This is a genomic window from Larkinella ripae (assembly GCF_054780775.1).
Map to the genome: position 1 here is coordinate 451,618 of NZ_BAAGVR010000001.1, position 23,069 is coordinate 474,686.

17 protein-coding genes are annotated in these 23,069 nt (G+C 55.7%); 10 read left to right on the top strand and 7 right to left on the bottom strand.

The features are described from left to right. Positions 1 to 138: 138 nt before the first annotated feature. From ACYVHX_RS02005 to aspS, 5 genes are all read left to right on the top strand, one after another. Entirely contained in the window at positions 139 to 909 is a 771-nt protein-coding gene (locus ACYVHX_RS02005) for a polysaccharide deacetylase family protein (RefSeq protein WP_460669917.1), read from the top strand. A 4-nt stretch (positions 910 to 913) separates the two neighbouring features. Further along, the gene (locus tag ACYVHX_RS02010) at positions 914 to 1,975 is read left to right on the top strand and encodes a glycosyltransferase family 4 protein (RefSeq protein ID WP_460669918.1); all 1,062 of its coding nucleotides are present in this window, start codon (positions 914 to 916) and stop codon (positions 1,973 to 1,975) included. 131 nt (positions 1,976 to 2,106) lie between these two features. Continuing rightward, entirely contained in the window at positions 2,107 to 3,534 is a 1,428-nt protein-coding gene (locus ACYVHX_RS02015) for an MBOAT family O-acyltransferase (RefSeq protein WP_460669919.1), read from the top strand. A gap of 5 nt (positions 3,535 to 3,539) precedes the next feature. Beyond that, on the top strand, positions 3,540 to 4,538 hold the full coding sequence (locus tag ACYVHX_RS02020) for a hypothetical protein (RefSeq protein ID WP_460669920.1): 999 nt from the start codon (positions 3,540 to 3,542) through the stop codon (positions 4,536 to 4,538). Between the two features lie 93 nt (positions 4,539 to 4,631). Further along, a complete protein-coding gene (aspS, locus tag ACYVHX_RS02025) occupies positions 4,632 to 6,401 on the top strand; it encodes an aspartate--tRNA ligase (RefSeq protein ID WP_460669921.1) in 1,770 nt (589 codons plus the stop codon). A gap of 70 nt (positions 6,402 to 6,471) precedes the next feature. Here aspS and ACYVHX_RS02030 read toward each other — a convergent pair whose 3' ends face one another. Next, on the bottom strand, positions 6,472 to 7,008 hold the full coding sequence (locus tag ACYVHX_RS02030) for a DinB family protein (protein ID WP_460669922.1): 537 nt from the start codon (positions 7,006 to 7,008) through the stop codon (positions 6,472 to 6,474). A gap of 173 nt (positions 7,009 to 7,181) precedes the next feature. Between ACYVHX_RS02030 and moeB the strand changes: the two genes are divergently transcribed. Continuing rightward, positions 7,182 to 8,327 (top strand): molybdopterin-synthase adenylyltransferase MoeB, encoded by a 1,146-nt coding sequence (gene moeB, locus ACYVHX_RS02035; protein ID WP_460669923.1) that lies wholly within the window; start codon positions 7,182 to 7,184, stop codon positions 8,325 to 8,327. 415 nt (positions 8,328 to 8,742) lie between these two features. Further along, positions 8,743 to 10,332: an ABC-F family ATP-binding cassette domain-containing protein gene (locus ACYVHX_RS02040; RefSeq protein ID WP_460669924.1), complete on the top strand. Its 1,590-nt coding sequence runs from the start codon at positions 8,743 to 8,745 to the stop codon at positions 10,330 to 10,332. Positions 10,333 to 10,358: 26 nt separating this feature from the next. Here ACYVHX_RS02040 and ACYVHX_RS02045 read toward each other — a convergent pair whose 3' ends face one another. Then, the gene (locus ACYVHX_RS02045) at positions 10,359 to 12,500 is read right to left on the bottom strand and encodes a glycoside hydrolase family 31 protein (protein ID WP_460669925.1); all 2,142 of its coding nucleotides are present in this window, start codon (positions 12,498 to 12,500) and stop codon (positions 10,359 to 10,361) included. Between the two features lie 205 nt (positions 12,501 to 12,705). On the opposite strand from ACYVHX_RS02045, the gene ACYVHX_RS02050 reads away from it, so the two are divergent. From ACYVHX_RS02050 to ACYVHX_RS02060, 3 genes are all read left to right on the top strand, one after another. Continuing rightward, positions 12,706 to 13,608, top strand: a complete 903-nt coding sequence (locus ACYVHX_RS02050) for a helix-turn-helix domain-containing protein (RefSeq protein WP_460669926.1) — start codon at positions 12,706 to 12,708, stop codon at positions 13,606 to 13,608. Positions 13,609 to 13,691: 83 nt separating this feature from the next. Continuing rightward, complete coding sequence (locus tag ACYVHX_RS02055) at positions 13,692 to 14,543, top strand: oxidoreductase (protein ID WP_460670410.1); 852 nt, start codon at positions 13,692 to 13,694, stop codon at positions 14,541 to 14,543. Between the two features lie 394 nt (positions 14,544 to 14,937). Beyond that, a complete protein-coding gene (locus tag ACYVHX_RS02060) occupies positions 14,938 to 16,299 on the top strand; it encodes an amidohydrolase family protein (RefSeq protein ID WP_460669927.1) in 1,362 nt (453 codons plus the stop codon). 85 nt (positions 16,300 to 16,384) lie between these two features. On the opposite strand, the gene ACYVHX_RS02065 is transcribed toward ACYVHX_RS02060, so the two are convergent. From ACYVHX_RS02065 to ACYVHX_RS02085, 5 genes are all read right to left on the bottom strand, one after another. Next, positions 16,385 to 17,956 carry a M81 family metallopeptidase gene (locus ACYVHX_RS02065; RefSeq protein WP_460669928.1) on the bottom strand — a complete coding sequence of 524 codons (1,572 nt, stop codon included), beginning with the start codon at positions 17,954 to 17,956 and terminating at the stop codon, positions 16,385 to 16,387. A 70-nt stretch (positions 17,957 to 18,026) separates the two neighbouring features. Further along, the gene (locus ACYVHX_RS02070) at positions 18,027 to 19,046 is read right to left on the bottom strand and encodes a dienelactone hydrolase family protein (protein WP_460669929.1); all 1,020 of its coding nucleotides are present in this window, start codon (positions 19,044 to 19,046) and stop codon (positions 18,027 to 18,029) included. Between the two features lie 112 nt (positions 19,047 to 19,158). Further along, positions 19,159 to 20,481 (bottom strand): sugar MFS transporter, encoded by a 1,323-nt coding sequence (locus tag ACYVHX_RS02075; RefSeq protein ID WP_460669930.1) that lies wholly within the window; start codon positions 20,479 to 20,481, stop codon positions 19,159 to 19,161. Positions 20,482 to 20,517: 36 nt separating this feature from the next. Then, on the bottom strand, positions 20,518 to 21,870 hold the full coding sequence (locus ACYVHX_RS02080; protein ID WP_460669931.1) for a Gfo/Idh/MocA family protein: 1,353 nt from the start codon (positions 21,868 to 21,870) through the stop codon (positions 20,518 to 20,520). Positions 21,871 to 21,981: 111 nt separating this feature from the next. Further along, positions 21,982 to 23,001 carry a Gfo/Idh/MocA family protein gene (locus ACYVHX_RS02085; RefSeq protein WP_460669932.1) on the bottom strand — a complete coding sequence of 340 codons (1,020 nt, stop codon included), beginning with the start codon at positions 22,999 to 23,001 and terminating at the stop codon, positions 21,982 to 21,984. Positions 23,002 to 23,069: the final 68 nt, after the last annotated feature.

Consider the following 23,069-nt stretch of genomic DNA (forward strand, 5'->3'; position numbering starts at 1 on the left):
TAAGTTCAACCGCGTATTTTTAGCGCCAGAATGGCCGAAGAACACCGTTAGGCCGAAAATAAGCTGTCAATTGGTCAGGAATTTATTATATAACGTAATTTATCCTGATTTTTGGTCCCGTAAAACCATAAATTATTTATGATTTGGCTGGTTGCCATGCTGTTGGCGGTGGGGTTGGTGTGGTATTTTTTCCGCACTTCACGGGCGTTGCCTGTGTTAATGTTCCACAAAATTGATCCCGAACGTCAGGATTCGCTCACGGTTTCGGTCCGGCAGTTCGAGCAACAGGTGCAGTGGCTTCATTCGCATCAGTACCAAACCATTACCCTTCAGGAGCTTAGCAAAGCGGTGGCGCAAAATCAGCCGCTGCCCGCCCGCCCGGTTTTGATTACCTTCGACGACGCGTACGTCAACAACCTGACGTATGCCCTGCCGGTGTTGCAACGTTTTCAAATGAAAGCCGTGCTCTTTGTTCCGACGGCATTTGTCGGCCAGTGCAATGAATGGGACGGCTGCACCGATTCTCTACTGTCCCGCGAACAGCTTCAGCAACTGCTCCCGACTTTCGAGCTGGCGTTGCATTCGCACCGGCACTTAAATTACAAACATCTGAACACCAACGACATTCAGGCGGATATTCGGCAAAACATAACGGCTTTTGAAACGCTGGACATCCCGTATGTCCGCGCTTTTGCGTATCCGTACGGCGGGCGACCTAAAGACGCCTGTGCCCGACGGGCGATGCAGGATGTGTTACAGCAGTCGGGCGTTCAGCTGGCGTTTCGGATCGGAAACCGCCTGAATCGCTTCCCGGCAAAAAACCGGTTTGAGCTGCAACGGCTCGACATCCGGGGCACCGATTCGCCCGCCCGGTTTGCCCGCAAAGTGCGCTGGGGAAAACTATTCTGACGGAATGAAGATATTGATCGATACCGAACGGCTTCGGGATTTTAACAGCGGATTGGGGCAGTTTTGCCGGCACCTGGGCCAGGAGCTGGTGCGGCAAAAACCGCCTTCCGCCGAACTGACCTTTCTGGTTCCGGAAGCGCAACTGGGCGTTTTCGGAACCGATGTGTCGTACAAAACCGCCGTCTGGTGGCGCAAATGGTACAAGCCGGGCGCTTACGATGTCTGGCATTGCACCCACCAGGATTCTGCGTTCTGGCCCGCGTCATACCAAACCCCTACGGTTTTTACGATTCACGACCTGAATTTTCTGGAACGCACGGAGTATAGCGAAGCCAAAAAGGCCCAGAAGCTGGCGGTTTTACAGCGCAAGGTCAACCGGTCGGCGGCTTTGGTCACCATCTCGGAATATACCGCTTCCGTCGTTCGTGAACACCTCAACGTTGCTGATAAACCGGTGTCGGTGATCCATAACGGCAATTCAGCCCCCAACGGCCCGAGTCGGCCGGCAGACCTTCAGGCACCGACTGCGATTGCGAGTCCGTTTTTCCTGTTCGTCGGCGTCATTCACCCCAAGAAAAATCTTCATACGCTCCTGCCGCTGCTCGAAGCGTTTCCGGAATGGCAGCTGGTGCTGGCGGGTTCCGACACCCATCCGTATGCCGATCACCTGCGGCAGCAGGCGCAGCAACTCGGCATCGGCGAGCGGCTGATCATGCCGGGAGCGGTGGACGAAAACACGAAAAAGTGGCTGTATGAACACTGCGACGGCTTTTTGTTTCCGTCGGTTTCCGAGGGATTTGGCTTGCCCGTCGTCGAAGCCATGAGTTTCGGAAAGCCGGTTTTTCTGTCCAGACTAACGAGTTTGCCCGAAATTGGCGGCAAGGACGCGTATTATTTTGAGTCGTTTGAACCGGAAGCAATGGCCGAAACCGTCTTTGCGGGCCTGAACGACTTTCGGGCCAATCCGTTTCGCGCCGAGCGGCTTCGTCAGCAAGCCGCCCGGTTTAGCTGGGAACGAGCCGCCGGGCAGTATTGGGAATTGTACGCCAAGCTATCAAAAGGTTAATCCGATATTCGGTGTTCGATATTCAGTGTTCGATATTCGTTATTCAGCGTTCGGTATTCAATATTCAAAAGTTCAAAATAGCGAATACTGAATGTTGAATAGCGAATAGCGAACAATAAACCCTCAGCCTCATGTCGCTTAGTTCGACGCTGTATCTGTTTTTTTTGCTCCTGGTTTTTCTGGTGTATTACGCGCTTCCGCACCGGTTTCGCTGGATCTGGCTGCTGTTGACCGGTTATTTCTTTTATTTTACCTGGCAACCGTTGTTTGTCCTGCTGCTCCTGCTGTCAACCAGCGTTGCCTACGGTTTTGGGCGGCTGGTCAGCCAATCCCGGTCGCGCTATCCGCTCTGGATCGGAATCGGTCTGTTGTTACTCCCTTTGCTTTTCTTTAAATACTACGCTTTTCTCAACCGGAATCTGGCAACGCTGCTGGGCTGGTGGGGCGCGGTGAGTCCGTTTCCGTCCTGGCTGCCGGTGGTGCCGGTCGGTATTTCGTTTTATACGTTCCAGGCCATTAGTTACCTGATCGACATTCGCCGGACGTACCTGAAACCGGTGCGGCATTTTGGCCATTTTGCCACCTATCTGGCGTTTTTTCCGACCTTATCGGCGGGACCCATCGAACGGGCCAAGCGAGTCTTGACGCAATTGCAGACTCCCCAGCCGTTCCGCTACGAAAACGCCGTGGCCGGTTTGCAGCTCATTGCCTGGGGGTTGTTCAAAAAAGTGGTGATTGCCAACCAGACCGCCGTTCTGATCGAGCCGGTTTTTGCCCAGCCCGGCACCCCGTCGGGCGGATTGTTGTACCTGGCGCTGATTCTCGCGCCGTTCCAGATTTTCTGTGATTTTTCGGGCTATTCCGACATCGCCCTGGGTTCGGCCCGGATGCTGGGCATCCGGCTCATGCGCAACTTCGACGACCGGGTGTATGCCTCCACCTCCCGCATTGAGTTCTGGAAAGGCTGGCACATCAGCCTCACGTCCTGGTTCCGGGATTACGTATATTTCCCGCTGAGCAAAAGCCTCCGCTCCCGCAACGGCCTGTATCTGAACCTGATGGTGGTGTATTTTCTGACCGGCCTCTGGCACGGCGCGACCTGGGGGTACATTTTGTGGGGGCTGCTCAACGGGCTCTGGCTGGTGGCCGAACACGCGACCAAAGAGCAACGGCAGGTCTTTTTCCGCCGGTTCTGGCCCGACCTGAACGCGCCCACGCACCGGTTTTTGTCGACCCTGCTGGTGTTTCACGCCGGGGCATTGATCGGGGTGTTTCTGCGGGCGCCCTCGATGAATGCCGCCGGATCGTTTTTAACCGGACTCTTTTCGATAAACCGCTGGCACGGGGCCGATGCAGGCAGCCTGAAACCGTTCCTGCCGGTGATTCTGGCGCTGGTGTTGATGGACCTCATCAACCGGCGAATCAAAAACCGGGAGTTGCCCGAGCTGCTGGCGTCGTACGGCAGCCTGAGCCGGTGGAGTTTTTACCTGATCGTTTGTGTGTTGATTCTCAGCTTCGGGCGCCTGAGCGACAGCCCCTTTTTCTACTACCAGTTCTGACACCGATGGTCAAAATCCTTCTGAAACTGCTGGCGTTGGCGACGGTGATTCTGGCTCTCAAAGTCGGAATCTGGGCCTATTTACACACGTACCAGGTGAAGCGGGCCGACGAAATCAGCTACAAACTCGATTCGCTGCTGACGCCCATCCGGCACCAGGTCAATACGGTTTTTATTGGTTCCAGCCGAACAGCCCACAGTTTCAATCCGGCGGTTTTCGACTCCGTTACGCACCAGCAAACCCGATCGTTTAACCACGGCATCAACGCCCTGTTTGCGCCCAATACGTTTGCCGAATGCCGAAAACTCCTGAACGTGGAGGGCTTACCCCTGAAAACCATCTTTCTGGAGCTGTCTTTTCCGCCGACGAAAGCCTACGACGACCCATTTAGCCGGGACGATCTTTTCGCCGAAATTGCGTTAAAAAACAGCGATTTTCTGCGGCAATCGCATTCCGACCCGGCAAGCGTCCAACGCGGAACCACGCTCTACGATTCGTACCTGACGCAGTTTTTTATGCTGCGCAACGCGGTGCACGTGCTGGCTTCGGCGCTGGTGCGGGGGCCCCAACCCGACTACAACATGACCGCTGCCGGTTACCGCTATTTTGCCCCCGGTTCGTTGTCAAACCGCCCGCCCGCCGGTGGCCGCTCAACTTCCGCGCCCGACACCGCAACCCGGCCCGTTCAGTTCACCCAACGGGAGCAGTTTTACGTCGATCAGCTCATGGAACTGGTTCGGGCTTGTGCGGAAAAACACGTTGCGATTTACTTTTTTTTGCCCAACCGCCTGATGGAGGAAGAAAAGGCGTTGCTGCCGAACGTTTATGCCGCCCTCCCCGATCAGAACCGCATCGCCGTGCCTTTCCGGCGCGAATATACGCCCCCGTTTCCCGCCGACTGTTCCGATGATACGCAGCATTTGAACCCCAAATCCGCCACGCTGTACACCCGGTTTTTCGCCCGGGCGTTTTTGCAAAAGCGTAAAACGGCGAAGGCGCAGTAAAAATTGTTTCGATCCGGCATTGATTTTTCCATCAGCTTGATAGCCGGGTTTACTTTGGCTACCTTTGCGGCTTATTGAACCTATTTGAAGAGTATGCTTCGGACTCACAGCTGCGGAGAAATTCGCATCGAACACGTTACTACACAAGTTGTCCTCTGCGGCTGGGTGCAGCGCATCCGCGACAAAGGCGGTTTGGTCTGGATCGATTTGCGCGACCGCTACGGCCTGACCCAACTGCTGCTGGAAGAAGGAAAAACCGACCCGACCATCCTGGAAACGGCCCGTTCGCTGGGGCGCGAGTTTGTGGTGAAAGCGTCGGGCGAAGTGATCGAGCGCAAATCCAAAAATCCCAATTTGCCAACGGGTGATGTGGAAGTCCGGCTGGAAGCCCTGGAAATCCTGAATCCGGCCAAACTGCCCCCGTTTCTGATCGAAGACGAAACGGACGGCGGGGACGACCTGCGGATGAAATACCGCTACCTCGATTTGCGCCGGAATTCGGTTCGGAAGAACCTCGAACTGCGGCACAAAATGGCGCAGCAGACCAGGATTTACATGGACGGCCAGCAGTTTATCGAAGTCGAAACGCCGGTTTTGATCAAATCGACGCCGGAGGGCGCCCGCGATTTTGTGGTGCCGAGCCGCATGAATCCCGGCGAGTTTTACGCCCTGCCGCAGTCTCCGCAGACGTTCAAGCAACTGCTGATGGTCTCCGGTTTTGACCGTTATTACCAGATTGTCAAGTGCTTCCGCGATGAAGACCTGCGCGCCGACCGCCAGCCGGAGTTTACGCAGATCGACTGTGAAATGTCGTTCATCGAGCAGGAAGACATTCTGCAAATGTTTGAAGGACTGGTGCGGCACCTGTTCAAAACCGTCAAAGGCATCGACCTGGCCGAAGTGCCCCGGATGACCTACGCCGATGCGATGCGGCTGTACGGTTCCGACAAACCGGATACGCGCTTCGGCATGGAGTTTGTCGAACTGAAGGGCCTTTTCGATACGGTCGATCTGACCTCGGGCAAGAATTTTGTCGTGTTCGACTCGGCGGAGCTGGTCATTGGCATCAACGCCAAAGGGTGCGCCGACTACACCCGCAAGCAGATCGACGAACTGACCGAGTACGTTAAACGGCCGCAAATCGGCGCCAAGGGTCTGATTTACGTGCGTTACAATACCGATGGAACGATTAAATCATCGGTCGATAAATTTTATTCGGAAGACGATCTGAAACACTGGGTAGTTCAGTTTCAGGCCGAACCGGGTGACTTGCTGCTGATTATGGCCGGTGAAGCCCCCAAAGCCCGGAAACAGCTGAACGAGTTGCGGCTTGAAATGGGCTCGCGGCTGGGTCTGCGCGACCCGAACCAGTTCAGTGCGTTGTGGGTGCTGGATTTTCCGCTGCTCGAATGGGGCGAAGAAGAAAACCGCTGGTTTGCGATGCACCACCCGTTTACGTCACCGAAACCGGAAGACATTGCCCTGCTGGAAACCGATCCAGGCAATGTGCGGGCCAATGCCTACGATATGGTCATCAACGGCACCGAAGTGGGGGGCGGTTCCATCCGGATTTTCCAGCGGGAATTGCAGTCCAGGATGTTTGATTTTCTGGGCTTTACGCCCGACGAAGCCAAGGCGCAGTTCGGCTTTTTGCTGGATGCCTTCGAGTTTGGCGCACCACCCCACGGCGGGATTGCCTTCGGTTTCGACCGGCTGTGTTCGATCTTCGGCGGGGCCGACTCGATCCGCGACTTTATTGCGTTCCCGAAAAACAATTCGGGCCGCGACGTCATGATCGATTCTCCCTCCACCATTGCCCAGGCGCAACTGAACGAGTTGCAAATTGCAGTAGCAAAAAAATAATGATGAATGATGAACGATGAATGAAATGTGGCAGCCCATTCATCGTTCCTCGTTTATCATTCATCATTCCTTAAAACAGTTTCTCATTCGGCGGTTTAACGCCTTTCATCCGGATGTAAATCGTGGTTTGGCCCCGGTGGTGCGTCTGGTGCTCGAAGGCTTTGGCAAACACGGTTTCGCGGGATAGCTCGCGCGGCCCCATCTTCACGTTTTCGGCCAGTTGTGCGTCGCTCAACCCCTTGATGGATTCCAGCACAAAATCGTAGCTATCCAGGACAGCTTTCGTCAGGGCCGCTTTTGTCTTGAATTCCTCCATCGTCTCCATTTTTTTGCCCTGCATCGGGTTGGCTTTGCCGGTGGCACCCGCAGCAAAATTGTAGTTGGCATTGGCCAGGTGCAGCATCTGTTCGGCAAAACTCCGGATTTCGGGCGTCGGCTTGTAATTGACCCCGTCCTCCGGCATGGCATCCAGGTATTCTTTCGTGTACTCTTTGGCGCGCTGCCATTCTGTTGTCATCTGGCTGATGGTGGCCAGCCGGGTTGAGAAACTGCTGATGGCGATCCCAAGCAGGAGCGTTAGAATCGTAAATCCGAATTTTTGTTTCATGACGAAAAGCTAATGATTTGAGTACCAAAGTTAAAATAGCAGAGCAGGTTTCCAAGTTCGGTCCCTGGATTTCTACTCAGTGCCGGACGTAAAATAAAAATCGCTGCGGAAATGTATTTTGGATCGCTTTTTCGTTTAAAATGTAGTGCAGTATTTCAACAACAAAGCCCGTTATGCTCCGACCCGCCGAATACGCCCGCTACGAAAAACACCTGAACCTGCCGGAAATCGGCGTTGAAGGCCAACTGAAACTGAAACAGGCGCGTGTCCTGGTGGTGGGCGCAGGGGGATTGGGCTGCCCGGTTTTGCTGTACCTGACCGCAGCCGGCGTCGGCACAATTGGGGTAATTGATCCGGATACCGTCGATGTGAGTAATCTGCAACGGCAGGTACTTTATACTACGGAACAGGTCGGAAAACCGAAGGCCACGATAGCCGTAAATTCACTCAAAAAAATCAACCCGGAAATCAGTTTCAATTCTTACGCCTACGCCCTTGACCGGTCGAACGCACGCACGCTGATCGAGGAGTATGATCTGGTGGTCGATTGCACCGATAATTTCACGGTCCGGTACCTGGTCAACGACGTTTGCGTCATGCAGGAAAAACCGTTCGTCTACGGAGCCATCCACCGGTTTGAAGGTCAGGTGGCCGTGTTGAACGCCCGGCTGGCAGCTTCCGAACTCCAGCCCGAAGAAATCCGGCGCGGACCGACCTACCGCTGTCTGTTCCCGGAGTTTCCGAACCAGATGGAGATTCCGAACTGCGCCGAAACCGGCGTCATCGGCGTTCTACCGGGCGTTATTGGCACCTACCAGGCCACCGAAGTCATCAAATTGATTACCGGGATCGGGCAGCCGCTCAACGAAGAATTGCTGATGATCGATTTGCTGGCGATGTCGTTTCAGAAAATCCGGGTGCGTCGGCGGCTCGATGCCGAAACAGCCGCCCAGAACGGCTGGGAAGAAGGCCAGCGGGTGCCGGTCAAAACCGACATTCGCCAGAGCATTACGGCCCAGGAGCTGGCCGGGCGACTGGCGAACGACGAGGATGTGTTCCTGCTTGACGTCCGCGAACGGCCCGAATACAACATCTGCCACCTCGACAATGCGGTTTTGATTCCGGTCAACATCATCGCCAACAATGTCAAACGCATCCCGACCGACCGGCCCGTGGTGGTCTACTGTCACCACGGCATTCGCAGCCAGTACGTAGTCGATTACCTCCAGAAAGAATTTGGGCTCACCAACCTCATGAACCTGCAGGGGGGCATCAACAGCTGGGCGCGCGATGTGCAGCCGGAGATGGAAATGTATTGATTCGTAGGCACTTACAAAAACCGGGTCTGTGTTTTCACAGACCTTTTTAATGCCTTTGTAGTTGGCCGATTGAGGTTTTTGAACCGGTTTTGGGAAATTCTCAACGAATCCCGTTATCTTTATGCCGTTAAAACCGCCCCCTATACTCCATGTGAGAGCTAAGTAAAACGATGGTTGCCCGCCATCGCGCGTTCCGGCCCAACGGACCATTCTGACAGTATCCTTGTCAACTCACCAAGTGCATCACCTTCCGATGTCTTGATCAGTACGTCGCCATCATGTAATCTTACTTTCCGAAACGGGCAGCCCTTGCTCCCACTGTGCCGTGACCACCACCGGTATGCGGTTCCACCTGCGCAGGCTTGTTCAACAAGTCGCGTCCCTTCTGTTTGTTACACCTTCCAGCCATTCCAATATGAGTATTGTTGTAAACTCCCTTTCCTACCGGCATCCGGATCGGGAAACCCTGTTTCAAAATCTAACGTTTTCGATCGCTACGGGCGAAAAGGCCGCCCTGGTCGGTCATAACGGCACCGGAAAATCCACCCTATTGCAGATCATTGCCGGTCGGCTGGCCCCCACAACCGGCGAAATTATCCTGCCCGAAAAACCGTATTACGTTCCTCAGCATCTGGGTCAATACGATGCCCGCTCCGTTGCTCAGGTATTGGGCATTGAACAGAAAATCAAGGCTTTGCACGCCATTCTGGAGGGCGATGCGGCTGCGGCTCATTTCACCAACCTGAATGAAGACTGGGAGATTGAGGAGCGCGTTCAGGCAGCTCTTGCCTATTGGCATTTGCAGCCGGTCGATCTGGCGCAGCCCCTGCAATTGTTGAGCGGTGGGGAGAAAACCAAGGTTTTTCTGGCCGGCATCCTCATCCATTCGCCCGGCATCATTCTGCTGGACGAACCGTCTAACCATCTGGATGCGGAAAGCCGGGAACGGCTGGCCGGTTTTATCAGAAAAAATAAAGGAACGGTTTTGATGGTCAGCCACGACCGGTCCCTGTTAAACCTGCTGGACACCACGCTGGAACTGACCAAAACCGGTGCGGAGCTGTTTGGCGGCAACTATGATTTTTACAAAGAGCAGAAAGAAGAAAAGCGGAATGCGCTGCAATCGCAGGCCGACGAGCGCGAAAAAAGCCTGAAACAGGCCCAGCAAAAAGCCCGGGAGCTGGTGGAACAGCGCCAGAAAAAGGAAGTTCGGGGAAAGGCCCAGGGTCAGAAGCAGGCGCTGCCCCGGATCATCGCCGGTGGTCGAAAAAACCAGGCCGAGCTAAGCACCGCGAAACAGAAGGACGTTCAGAGTGAGAAGATTCATGAGCTGGCCGATACGCTGAAACACATCAGAACCCAGCTCCAGGCCTATCAGGTTTTGAAAATAGACCTGCAAAAATCCGGTATTCACACCGGAAAGATTCTGTTGGAGGCTCAGGCGATCAATTTCACGTATGGCGACCACGCCCTCTGGCCGGTTCCGCTGAGTTTTCAGGTCCGTTCCGGCGACCGCATCCGGGTCCAGGGGAACAATGGCTCCGGCAAAACAACCCTGCTTGGCCTCCTGACCGGGCGGTTACAGCCATCGGCGGGGCGTATTTTCAGCGCCGACTTCCGCGCGGTATACATCGATCAGGAATACACGATCCTGGACGGCCAGCTTTCTGTTTTTGAGCAGGTTCAGAAGTTCAACACGCGCCAACTGCTGGAACACGAACTGAAGATGCTGCTGCATTATTATCAATTTCCCCGCGAGCTCTGGGACCGGAAAAGCGCCAGTCTGAGCGGAGGAGAAAAGATGAAATTGACGCTTTGCTGTCTGGCGATTGGTACGAACGCCCCCGATTTGTTGATTCTGGATGAACCGACCAATAATCTGGATCTTCAAAGTCAGGAAGTGCTGACGAATGCCGTGAGAGATTTTGCCGGTTCAGTGCTGGTGATTTCGCACGACCCTTATTTTATTGACGAAATAAAGATCGACTCCACCCTTAAGCTGTAGAAAGACCAGCCAACGGTCCTTCTGCCTCAGTCCGTCATAAACCGCCACGTCACCTTCCCGACTGTGTCCGGTTTGCCTTTTTCAGCCGCCGAAATCCGGCCTTTCAGGCGACCGTTTTTTTGCTTTTCAACCTGAATCAGCCGCCAGCTAAACTCGCCTTTTTCGTAATCGAAGGTTTCGCCATCGTCGTCGTAAAGCCGGTACTGGGCCGGTTTCTCCCCGTAATGCCGGATTTCCAGATCAACTTTCTGGCCCGGTTTAGGCGCGTGCAAAAGCGGAGGCATCAGCGGAATAATGCCGCCATCTTTTACAAAAACCGGAATCCGGTCCAGCCCCGGCCTTACCGTAATCACCTCACCCTCACCGACAAACCGCCCCGTGTAAAAATCATACCACTTGCCTTTCGGCAGAATGACTTGCCGCGACGATTGACCGGTAAACATTGGCGCGACGAGCAACTGATCGCCCGCCATGTACTGATCCTTGATTTCTTTCGTGATGGCTTCCAGGTACGGATTCTCGCCCAGGTTCGTCACGGCGGTTTGCTTTTCCACCCTCTCCACAAAACCGTCTTCCAGATTCAGCGCCCGGAACGGGGGGGTGCCGTCAAAATGGTAGTTGGCAAACGCGGTGTACCAGTACGGCATCATCTGCATCCGAAGCTGGGCCACGGCTTTCACCGGTTCGGCCACGTCGGGAAACGACCACGGTTTGGTGCCGTCGGCCCAGGCGTTGATCATTGCCATCGGCGAAAAACAAACCGACTGAAACCGGCGCAGCCATTCCTCCCCGGTTTTTGACGCCCGCACTTCCGGTGTCCACAAAACTCCGGCAAAACCGCTGTTAATCAATCCCGTAATAAAATCCTGGTGGCTGTAATTGTCGTTGTAGATCACGTACGGAAACGATGAACCACCCGCGTTCGACGCCCGCACCAAACCGTAGGTCCGCGAGTTGCGCTGGTGGTACAGCTCCGTGCTTTGCTTCTGCACCAGCAAACCGTACGTCTGCCGCATCTGCTCGGCGCTGGTGCCCGACGGAAACGTCGCCACATCGGGCCACAGCCACGAATCATAGCCATCAACCTCGTCAATTTTGTAACCGCTGACGCCAATGCCGACGTGGTCTTTGTCAAATTGCCGCCAGTAAATGTCCCGCGCCTGCGGAATGGTCAGGTCCGGCACCGCACCCACCCAAACCGTGTGCGAGCCCGCGAAAGGTTTGATCTGGGCGTAAATCGAGGCATCGGGCGAAACGTACGGATTGGTCCAGAGGTTGATGCGGATGTTTTTGGTGCGCATATCGTTCACAAAACCGGCCGGATCGGGAAACCGGGTTTTGTCCCACTCGAACGTGCAGGGATAGGATTTGGACTGCCAGCCGGGTTCCAGGCCAATGAAATCCAGCGGGTAGTTGCGGGCTTCGAACTCGGCGGCTTCTTTGCGGACGCTGTCCGCCGTGTAGAGCCGGTGGACCCGCTGCGTAAAACCAAGGCCCCAGCGCGGGGGCAAACACCCTCCGCCGTTGAACAGGTTAAAGCGCCGGACGGCTTCCATCGGTTTTGGGCCGCCAAACACGTAAATTTCAACGCCTTCCGCCGGAACCAGCACCTCCACCGCGTCGGAATACGGGCTTGCCGACCAGGTTTTGTCGGTATTCCGATCCTGCGCGACGGGCGGATTTTTGCTTTCCAACCGGGCCGCCGACCCGGCATATACGGTAAGGTACCGGGCCGAATTGATAAAGACCCCGTAGCCGCTGGACGAAACGTAAAACGGCGTCGGCGCGTGGGTGCGGCCATTGTCGCGGTTGCCGTAATGATCCATGTGCAGGTTCAGAATTTTGCCGCGCTGGTGCACGGTCTGAAAATTCAGGCCAAAACCGTAAAGCTGCTCCCCGCGTTCGAGCGGAAACCGCAGGTAGGTCTTTCCATCCACCACCTTCACGGAAATGTCCTCCTTAGGCAGCGGAAAGGCGGTTTTCCCCAATTTCGCCAGCGCGCTCACATTGGGTTGAACCCCGGCGGCCGTCAGCAGGTTATAGGCTTCCGGTTTGCCCACCGCCAGCTTCCAGACGCCAGGGGCGGTTTCGGTCCAGGTGGATTGGGCGCGCAGAAGGAAACCGGTAGTCAGAAAAACCGTTAACAGCGTGATTCGGAGCAGTCGCATGGGAGCAGGAATGGGTTGTTGGTGAAAGAAAAACCATTTTACCGATTTCTACTCTCCCGCTGATCGGGATTTCGGTTCCGATTCGGTCCGGTGCGCATTGGTAAACCGGGCGGTTTTCCTTACTGAAAAGAAAACTCATCAAAACCGATGGCATAAAAGGCATTAAAGCGAAAGACCTAAGCTTTGAATTTTGTAAGTTTGCCTGATGTCAAAGACCGAAACACTCGAAGATCTTTACCAGATCAAATTCAACTGGCAGCCCGATAATCTGCAACAGGACATTGGGCATTTCAACGTATTCCGGCTGGAAGACTGCATCGGCCAGGGCAAGGAACCGATCAAATACAGCCGCCGGGATTATTACAAAATCACGCTGATCCGGGGCCGGAACCTCTACCATTACGCCGATAAAAGTCTGGAAGTCAACGGCACGGCGCTTATTTTCTTCAACCCGCAGGTACCCTACAACTGGGAGCCGTTGTCCGGCGATCAGGCCGGTTTTTTCTGCATTTTCAAGGATGCCTTCTTCACCGAAAAGATTCGGGGCGGTTTAGGCGAACTGCCGATGTTTGTGGTCGGTGGTAAGCCCGCTTACGTGCTGACCGACGCGCAGGATGAACAGGTGAGCCAGTTGTTCCAAAAAATGCTGGCTGAAATCGGCTCCGATTATCCGTATAAATATGACCTGCTGCGGAATTACGTCACGGAGCTGATTCATTTTGCGCTGAAAACCCAGCCCACGGAAACGCTCTACCAGCACACGGACGCTAAGTCCCGGATTACGGCCGTTTTCACGGAGCTGCTGGAGCGGCAGTTTCCGATTGAATCGCCCGCGCAGCGGTTTAAAATGCGGTCGGCGCGGGATTTTGCCGACCAGCTTTCGGTGCACGTCAACCATTTGAACCGCTCGATTCGGGAAACCACCGGCAAAACCACCACCGAACACATTGCCGAACGGATGGCCAGCGAAGCCAAGGCGTTGCTCAAACACACCAACTGGAACATTGCCGAAATCAGCTACACCCTCGGTTTTGAAGAACCGGCCCATTTCAATAATTTTTTCAAGAAACAGACGCACCAGACACCCTCTGCTTACCGCGCTGTTTGAATTTTGCAAGCATCGGTTTGAAAACCGCAAGAGCGGGCTCGCCCGGCTCCCCTACTTTTGCTTCCATGAAAACAGACAAAAGTATGGACACGCAAAAAGTATGGTTTGTCACCGGAGCCTCGAAGGGCCTGGGACTTTCGCTGGTGAAACAATTGTTGCAGGGTGGCTACCGGGTGGCGGCAACCTCCCGGAATGCCGATGAGCTGCGTCAGGCGGTTGGCATCACGACCGACGATTTTCTGCCCCTGGCGGTGGATCTGACCACCGAAGCCAGCGTTGCCGACGCGATTGAGCAAACCGTCGGTCATTTCGGGCAAATTGATGTGGTGGTCAACAACGCCGGATACGGTTTGCTGGGCAGCGTTGAGGAGTTGAGCGACGCGGAAGCGCGCGTCAATTTTGAGGTGAACGTATTCGGCTCGCTGAACGTCATCCGGCAAGCGCTGCCGCATTTGCGCGCCCGGCAATCCGGTCAGATTTTCAACCTTTCCTCGATCGGCGGTTTTACGGGCCACTTCCCCGGTTTCGGCATCTATTGCGCCACCAAGTTCGCCGTCGAAGGCTTCTCGGAATCGCTGGCTACGGAAGTGAAAGCGTTCGGCATCAACGTCACCATTGTGGAACCCGGTTATTTTCGCACGGATTTTCTCACGTCCGGTTCGCTGGGCCTGCCGAAAAACCCAATTGACGCCTACCAATCGGTGCGGGAGTCGCAGCAGGCGCACCAGCACCAGATCAACGGCAACCAGCCGGGCGATCCCGAAAAGGCCGTAGCCGCGCTGATTCGGGTGGCGTCGGAAGCCAATCCGCCCCTGCATCTGTTTCTGGGCCAGGATGCGTACGACCTCGCCTACGCAAAAATCGAAGCCGTTCAGAACGACCTGGAAACCTGGAAAGAAGTCACCGTTTCGACGGCCTTTGAACCAGCTCATTAAACAAAGCGGCCAATGCTTGGCTAAATTAATTGAAGATCAGACCTGCAAGGTCTTCAAGACGGGGTCGCCTAGACCCTGCAAGTTTAAGCTCGCCGAGCACCGCATTTCGGAACAAACCCCAAAACCGCCCTTTGCCAGACAAAGGGCGGTTTCTGTTTGCGGAACGGCTACCGTTTACGGTTTTTAACCCATGCTTCCGGCTGACCGGGAGTTGCCGCCGACCAGATTGGTTTTCGCTGCTGCCACAAAAGCCGGCCACCAGCCCACGAAAACCGTCGGAAGAAAACTTCCTTTTTTTGTTTTTTTAAAAGACCTTGCGGCAGAAAGCGGATGAGATCATCGCACCTTCGGTGCACCGGTTCCCGATCCCGAATCACCCTAATCCCTAAAGACTATGCGCAGTTTATTCACTCTTGCCATTATGCTGCTGGCACAGGCGGTTTTTGCCCAGGACCTGGTCAGCAACCGCCAGCGGGAAATCGTGTTCAAATCGGTGAATGTCATTCCGATGGATCAGGAGCGGGTGCTTGAAAACCAGACCGTTGTCGTAAAAAATGGAAAGATTACCGCCCTCGGCCCCGAGGGAAACGTGAAGTACGCCCGCGATGCGCAGGTGATCGACGCGAAAGGCAAATACCTGACGCCCGGCTGGGCCGAAATTCACGCCCACGTACCGCCCATCGACGACATAGAGCCGATGAAAGAAGTATTGATTCTGTATCTGGCGAACGGCATTACGACCATACGCGGGATGCTCGGCCACCCCAAGCACCTCGAACTGCGCAGTAAAATCAACAGCGGGGAAATTCTGGGGCCGCATTTTTACGCGACTGGCCCGTCGTTCAGCGGGCAAACCGTCAAGTCGGCCGAGCAGGGGGCCAAAATGGTGCGGGAGCAGAAAGCCGCTGGCTATGATTTTCTGAAACTTCATCCCGGATTGACCAAAGAAACCTTCCCGGCCATCGCCAAAACCGCCAGGGAAGTCGGTATTCCGTTTGTCGGACACGTTTCGTTCAATGTCGGGACCTGGATGGCGATTGATGCCGGTTACTCGTCCATCGACCACCTGGACAGTTTCATGGAAGCCATTACGCCGGGTTCGGACACGCTCGTGGAGCAGGAAACCGGTTTGTTTGGCTCCTGGATTGGCTACCGGGCGGATCCGGCGCGCATTCCGAAGCTGGTGAACGGCCTGCGTGAAAAAAACATCCGGGTGGTGCCGACCGAAGCGCTGGCGGAACGCTGGCTGTCGCCCCTTCCGGCGGACGAATTTTCGAAAGCGCCCGAGATGAAATACATGAAAGCGCAGGACGTGCAGAACTGGACAAACACCAAAAACAATTACAACAACAACCCGAATTTTTCGAAGGAAAAAGCCGAGAAATACATCCAGATGCGCCGGAAAATCCTGTATGAATGCCAGAAAAATGGCGTCGATATCTTGCTGGGTTCTGATGCGCCCCAGGTGTTCAACGTACCCGGTTTTTCGATTCACCACGAAATGCGCTACCTCGTCGGCGCGGGCCTGACGCCCTACGAAACGCTGCGGACGGGCACGGTCAACGTGGCGAAATACTTCAACAAACCGGATTGGGGCACGATCAAAACCGGCAACGTCTCGGATCTGGTGTTGCTGAGCGGCAACCCGCTGAAAGACATCAGCCAGACCCAAAACATCGAGGGCGTGATGATCGGAACCAACTGGCTGTCGAAAGCCTACATTCAGCAGGAGTTGAAGAAGCTGGAAAAGCAGTGATGCGGTTTTCCCGGGAAAACCGCATCCCGATCAGGAAGGGTGCGAAAAGCCCTTGTCGGCGGAAATTAAGGCCACCAGAGCCCTTTCACTGCCCGGATAAGGGGATGAGTTGGGCCGATAAGTTGGGGGTTTTCATTCCGGCATCGAGTGGAAACATGGGCCGCTTGATGCGTTTGTACGGCAAGCGAAACAAATCCTGATCGACGCCCCCCGGCGTCAGCGCCATGATCCAGTCGGCCTGCATGGCGTAAAGCTCCGGTTCCAGGTAGCCGATTTTGACAACGACCACATCGGATTTGCGGGGATTCAGGCCCAACTGCGTAAAATCGACTTCTTTGTGATACGGTTTTCGTTTCTGGGTAACAATGACGCGGACGCTCCCCACTTTGACAACCACTTCGACCTCCGCATTTTTGTCGCCTTTGACGATTGATTCGACGGTGCCTTTAAGCGGAACCGGCGGTGAAAACCGGGCGTCAACAATCGCTCCGGCTGCGCCCTCTACCGACCCGCCGACGCCAGCCGCCAGGGCCTTTTTCACCAGTTCAGGATCGGGAATGGACGCATAGATCAGCGAAGGGCCATCGGCCCGCTGAAATTCCGGGCGCGCCAGAATCTGCGTGAGGGTCCAGGTTACGTCACCCGCGCCCCCGGCGGTCGGGTTGTCGCCCGTATCGCTGATGAAAAACGGATGCTTTTGGCTGTCTAATGCTTTGGTCAGGGCCTGCTCCAGCGTTCCGGTCGGGGCAACGAAATCAAATTGGTTACGGACGTTCCAGAACGCGCGGGCCAGCTTTTCGGCCGACCGGGTCACTTTCGCTTTGTCATCGCCCACCACCATGACTACGGCGTGGTTGCGCGGTTCGTCGGCCCAGGCATAGCCAATCCAGATTCCGGCATCGACGATCCCCTCCTGACCGTCAGCAAGGGGCGCCACCTGCTGATACAGACTTTTACCCGGCTCAATGCGGGTGCTGGTTTTTTCGCCCGGCAACAGAATCGGAATGGGAATCCAGGCTTTATAAGCCGGTTTTCCTTTCCCGCTTTTAATTCGTTCGAGCAGGTTGACCACCGCCCGTTCCTTGGTCTGCATGGCATCTTCGTGCGGAGCCAGGCGGTAACACGTCATCAGGTCGGTATTCTGCGCCAACCGCTGAGACACGTTGCCGTGCAAATCCATCGAGGTGGAAATAAGCGTTTTATAACCGATCCCCTTCCGAATCCGGGTGATGAAATCGCCCTCCGGATCATCGAGTCCGTGGACGCTCATGGCACCGTGGATGTCGAAATACAGGCCATCGTAGGGAGCGTATTTTTTAAGCGTATCCAGCGTTTGGTTAACCAGCGATTCGTAGGCTTCGCGGGTGACGGCCCCACCCGGCAGCGATTTACCGACGATGGCCGGCAGCCAAACCGCCTGTTTGCGCAGGGGCGAAACCGCCATCATAAACGGATAAGCGTTGAACACCTCACCGCTGTAGCGGGCGTGAAAAGCGGGCTCGTGCGTCACGGCCGGCGAAAACGTGCTGGATTCGATGCCCAAACCGGCGATGGCGATGCGGGGTAAGCCTTTGCCGCCGGCGGAATTGATCGACTGGGCGCTGCCCCCGCTTAGGATGGAAAGCCAGACCGCAAGCCCCAATAGAATGTGTTTCATGCCCACAAGTTAACGCATTATGCAAAGTAGACAACCATACGCCTGGCGGTTTTGCCCATTCGGCGGACGACTAAGCCGCCTGAAGATGGCGGGCAAAAACCGCCTTGACCCGCTGCCACATGGCGTCGGTTAATACATGGCCCTGTCCCGCTTCAATAAAGGACGTAAAATTGCCGACCGCGTCGGCTTTTTCGTAAGCCTGGGCAATCCGAATTACGCCCTGGCGAACGAATTCAATTGGTGAACCGCTGTCGAGTTCGCCAAAATTGAGGTGCAGCGGGCGGGGCGCAATCAGGGCGGCAATGTCGGGGGTATCACCAAATTGCAACCAGCCGGGCACAAAATTCGGAAAGCAGTGCAAAATGTGGGTTTCTTCAATGGCCGCGTAGGTTGGCAGGCAACAATTGCCAACGAGGCACTTCAGCCGGGGTTCCAGCGGGCCCACCAGCCAGGTGTGCGTCGAGCCCATCGAATGGCCGTAGCAGCCAATCCGGGCGGCAAGTACCTCGGGCCGGGAACAAAGAAAATCGACGGCCCGGCGCATTTCAAGAATGTTTTTCCAGGCTAAACTCCGCCCGCGCACCACCTCGCGCAGAAATTCGAAGCGCTCGTAGTCGCCATTTTTCAGCTTACCCGTCGGGTCCTGCCGCTCCTCAAAGCAAAGCGCATCGGGGCACAGCACCACGTAGCCTTCGCGCACCAGCGCCACGGCGGTATGGTGCATGGGGTTACCCGCCAGACCCGCCGGTTCGGACTTGCCCAGGTGGTATTCGCCGTTGTGCTGATGCCAGACCGCAATGGCCGGGGCCGGACGCTGAGCCGTTGCCGCATCCGGAATCAGCAGCAGGGCCGGAACCCGGTCATCCGGCCCGACGGCGTACGTTACCGATTCGATGCGGTAGCCCTCCTTCCGCAGGGTTTCCCGCAGCTGCGGTTCCAACGGAACGGGCGCCGGAAACGGTCCGCCCAGGCAGGTTTGGTAGTGGTTCAGTAGTGCATCGGCCCGTGCCGAAGCTGGCTGGCCATCAGCGGCTTGTGGCAGTCCCGCAGCCGCCAGCGCACCCATTCCACCCAGCAGTTGCATTTTCATAAAGTCTCGTCGGTTGCGTCTCGGCTGTTTCATAACGATTTCCCGGCCTGATCACTACGAAACGTCTATCCAACCCTGATCGCCTTCGTAGCCTGTTTTCTCATCAATTTACTTAAAATTCCCACCGCCTTACCTTATGCCCCCAGAATGCGTAAAACATCAGGTACAGGTAACACGGCAGCAGCACCCAGTAGGCGGTTTTTACGCCGTAAGAATCCGCGAAATAACCGTAAAAAAGCGGCAGGATGGCGTTGCCGCAGAGTCCCATGATCAGGATGGCCGCGCCCAGTTTCGTAAACCGCCCCAGACCGTCGAGCGCCAGCGGCCAGATGCCCGCCCAGACCAGCGAATTGGCTAAGCCCAACAGAACAACAAACCAGATCGAGCGGTCGGCGGAATGCCCCAGAAGCGTCACCGGGCCGCTGGTGTAGATGATCAGCAAAGTCAAAACCGCCCCCAAAACCGTACAGAACCGGAGCGCCGTCACCTGGCTGATGGTTTTCGGAATGAGGATAATGCCCAGAATATAGCCGCAGATGGTGGCCGACAGCGTATAGGCCGGAAACGTCTTGGCTTCCAGCAGACTGATGCCCATCGAGTTGGCGTAGCCAATCACCGTATCGACGGCAATCACCTGACTGCCAACGTGCAGAAAAATGGCGACCGCGCCCAGAATCAGGTGCGGGAACTGAAAAATGGTGGTTTTGCCGGAGTTGGCAGCGGCCACTTCGGCGGTTTCCTGTTCGGTATCGATTTCGGGCAGGGGCGAAAACCGCACCATCAGGCCCAGCCCGATCAGCACCACGCCCATCAGCGAATACGGCGTAATGACCCGCCGGATCAGCGCATCCAGAGCCGCACTGCGCTCCCCCGCCGACATGCTCGGCAGTTGCGCAAACAGATCGGTGTCGGTCGCCCGCAGAATCACGGCGGCAAAAATGATCGGTGCCAGCACCCCGGCGCCTTTGTTGCAAATGCCCATGATGCTGATCCGCTGGGCGGCCCGTTCCTGCGGCCCCAGAATGGTGATGAACGGATTGGCCGCCGTCTGCAAAACCGCCAGACCAACGCCGATCATGAACAGCCCCAGCAGAAAGATTTCGTAGGTTCGGGTCAGGGCGGCTGGTACGAAAATAAACGCGCCCACCGCCATCGCCCAGAAACCAACCATCATACCTTTTTTAAAACCGGTCCGCTTCAGCAGATAGGACGAGGGCACCGACATGACGAAATACGAAATGTAAAACGCAAACGTGACCAGGTACGACTGAAAATTGGTGAGCTCGCAGGCGATTTTGAAATACGGAATCAGAATGGCGTTGACCCAGGTGACGAACCCGAAAATAAAGAACAACAGGCCAATAATCAGGATGGAAATAAGCGTGTCCCGCTTGCTCAGGGCGCTCACCTCAATGGCCGCAACCGGTGTTTTCATTTAGTTCAAGGAGTGAATAAGTGATTAAAGCCACGGTTAAACTCTGGGTTCCCAGCCGGGTTGGTAGTCGCGTTTCCAGTATTTTTTCATGACGCCCTTGTTTTTAATGTGCCCGTTGCGGGGGTCGATGTTCAAGGTTTCGCCGGTCCGGAGGGCAATGTTGCCCAACTGACACAGGAGCGTGCTCTGGTGCCCGCCTTTGATGTCGGCGGTCAGGGCGGTGCCTTTCCGGATGGCGTCGAAAAAGTTCTGAATGTGAATGGCGTCCAGCGCCTGCGACGGATTCATGCGGTCGCGGGGGTCGATCACAAAATCGTTTTTGGCTTCCTTCACCAGTTTATTCTGCAAATCGTGGACTTTGTAGGTGTTGCCGCTTTCGATGGTCACCGAACCTGTATCGCCGTAAAATACCACGCCCACGCTGTTGTCTTCCACGGTGCGGCCGTTGCAACTGCGCCCTTCCCAGACCATGCTGGTGTTGTTGTCAAACTCCAGCGTAATCACCTGCGTATCGGGCGTTTCCCAATCGTCCTTGTAGCGATACCGCCCGCCCGCCGACGAAACCCGGTTCGGGTATTCGACGCCCAGCCCCCAGCGCATCAGATCGACCATGTGGGTTCCGTTGTTGAGTGCTTCGCCCGTGCCCCAGTGCCAGAACCAGTGCCAGTTGTAGTGCAGCAGGTTGTCTTTGAACGGCCGGCGCGGGGCCGGACCCTGCCACAGATCGTAGTTCAGCCACGACGGCACGGCGGTTTCCTTGCCAATGCCGATGGACGCCCGGTTGTTGGTGTACCAGCCTTTGGCAAAATACGGGCGGCCAATGATGCCTTCTTTCACCTCCTTAATGGCTTTGGCCACATTCGGCCACGACCGGCGCTGGTTGCCCATCTGCACCACCCGCTTGTATTTTTCGGTGACCGCCATCAGCAATTCGCCTTCGTGCGGATTGTGGCTACACGGTTTTTCGACGTAGACGTGCTTCCCGGCCTGACAGGCCAGCATGGCCGCCGGAGCATGCCAGTGGTCGGGCGCGGCCACCACCAGCGCTTCCAGATCCTTGTCTTCGAGGGCTTTCCGGAAATCGGGGGCGGCTTTCGGGCGGCTTTTCTGCAACTCCTCCACGGTTCCGATGCACTTGTCAGCCGCCCGGCTGTCGACATCGGAGATGTAGAGTATCTCACAGTTTTTCTGGAGGGCAAAATTGCTCGCCAGCGCCAGTCCCCGCGAATTGACGCCCATCACGCCGACTTTGACGCGCTCGTTGGCGCCCAGAATCTGCGCGTAACTTTTGGGACTAAAACCGGGCAGAATACCGCCCAGTGACAGCGCCGTGGAACCGGCTACGGTTTTTTTGATAAATTCCCGCCGGGACGCATTCGATGATTTCATAAGTTGAAGGGTTAGTAGTCAGTTCGTAAACGCTGTGCCGGTCAGCACGCTTGTTTAGGGAAAAATCTTTTTTCTGGGCACCGGCCACTCGCTGGAGCGAAAAAACCGCCTTTACGCTTTTCGCAACACACTTTCGAGCGTTACCGGGGCGCCCCCTTTGCGTTTGCTTTCGTCGGCGGCTTCCATAAAGGCGAAAATCTCCAGCGTTTCTTCGGGGCTGACCGGCGGTTTTCCGGTTTTGAAGAATTCCACGATTTGCACCAGCAACGCTTTATAGCCCTCGTAGGGGCCGATGGGGGCAATGCCTTTTTCGCCGTAGGCCGTGCCGCCGTAGCCGGTTTTTCCGGAACGAATCCCGCGAAACGTGCCAACCCGCTCGTCGTTCCAGACGCCCACCACAACGTCCGAGTCTTTCGTATGCGTCCGGCTGACCTGCCGGCAACCCGGCCCCATGACCGTGAAAAGCGTTTCAACGCCGTGAATCCCGTACCAGAACAAATCGGGATGCGTTTTCTCGATCGGCGCCGGACTGAACGCATCGGCGCCCAGCACTTTTCCCACGGTTTTTCCCTGCGCAATCGCCTGCGCGCTGGTCATGTAGCGCAGCGACGAGGCCGAGAACGTCGGCACATTCGCCTTTTTGGCGGCTTCGAAAATGGCTTTCACGTCGGCCAGCGAAGCCGCAATCGGTTTGTCGATAAAAACCCGTTTCCCGGTTTTAAACACCTTCAGTGCCTGTTCGCGGTGCAGTCGGCCGTCGTTGGTTTCGAGCAGCACTACGTCAACCTTCCCCAGCAGCTCTTCGATGGAATCCACAATCTCGACCCCGGCTTTTTTGACTTCCTCGGTATACCCCGCAATCCGGCTCACACTCGACTCAATGTCGGTGCTTCCTTTCGGATAAGCCGCCACGACGCGGTATCCGTCCAGTTCGGGCCCAGCCGCCGGGTTGTTCAGTTCTTTGACAAAGGCCGTGCTGTGCGACGTATCCAGCCCAATTATTCCGACTCGTTTTCCTTCCGCAACAAAAGCGGGCTTAGTGACTGAAAATGAGGAAAAAGGAAGACTGATACCGACGCTGGCGGCCGTCGCCAGACCAAGAAATTTTCGACGGTTGTGCGTTTCATCCATCAGATTAGGGCTAAAAAGGTCGTAATATTGTAAGAATACCAAAAATTCGGTTATCCATACCCCTGTTT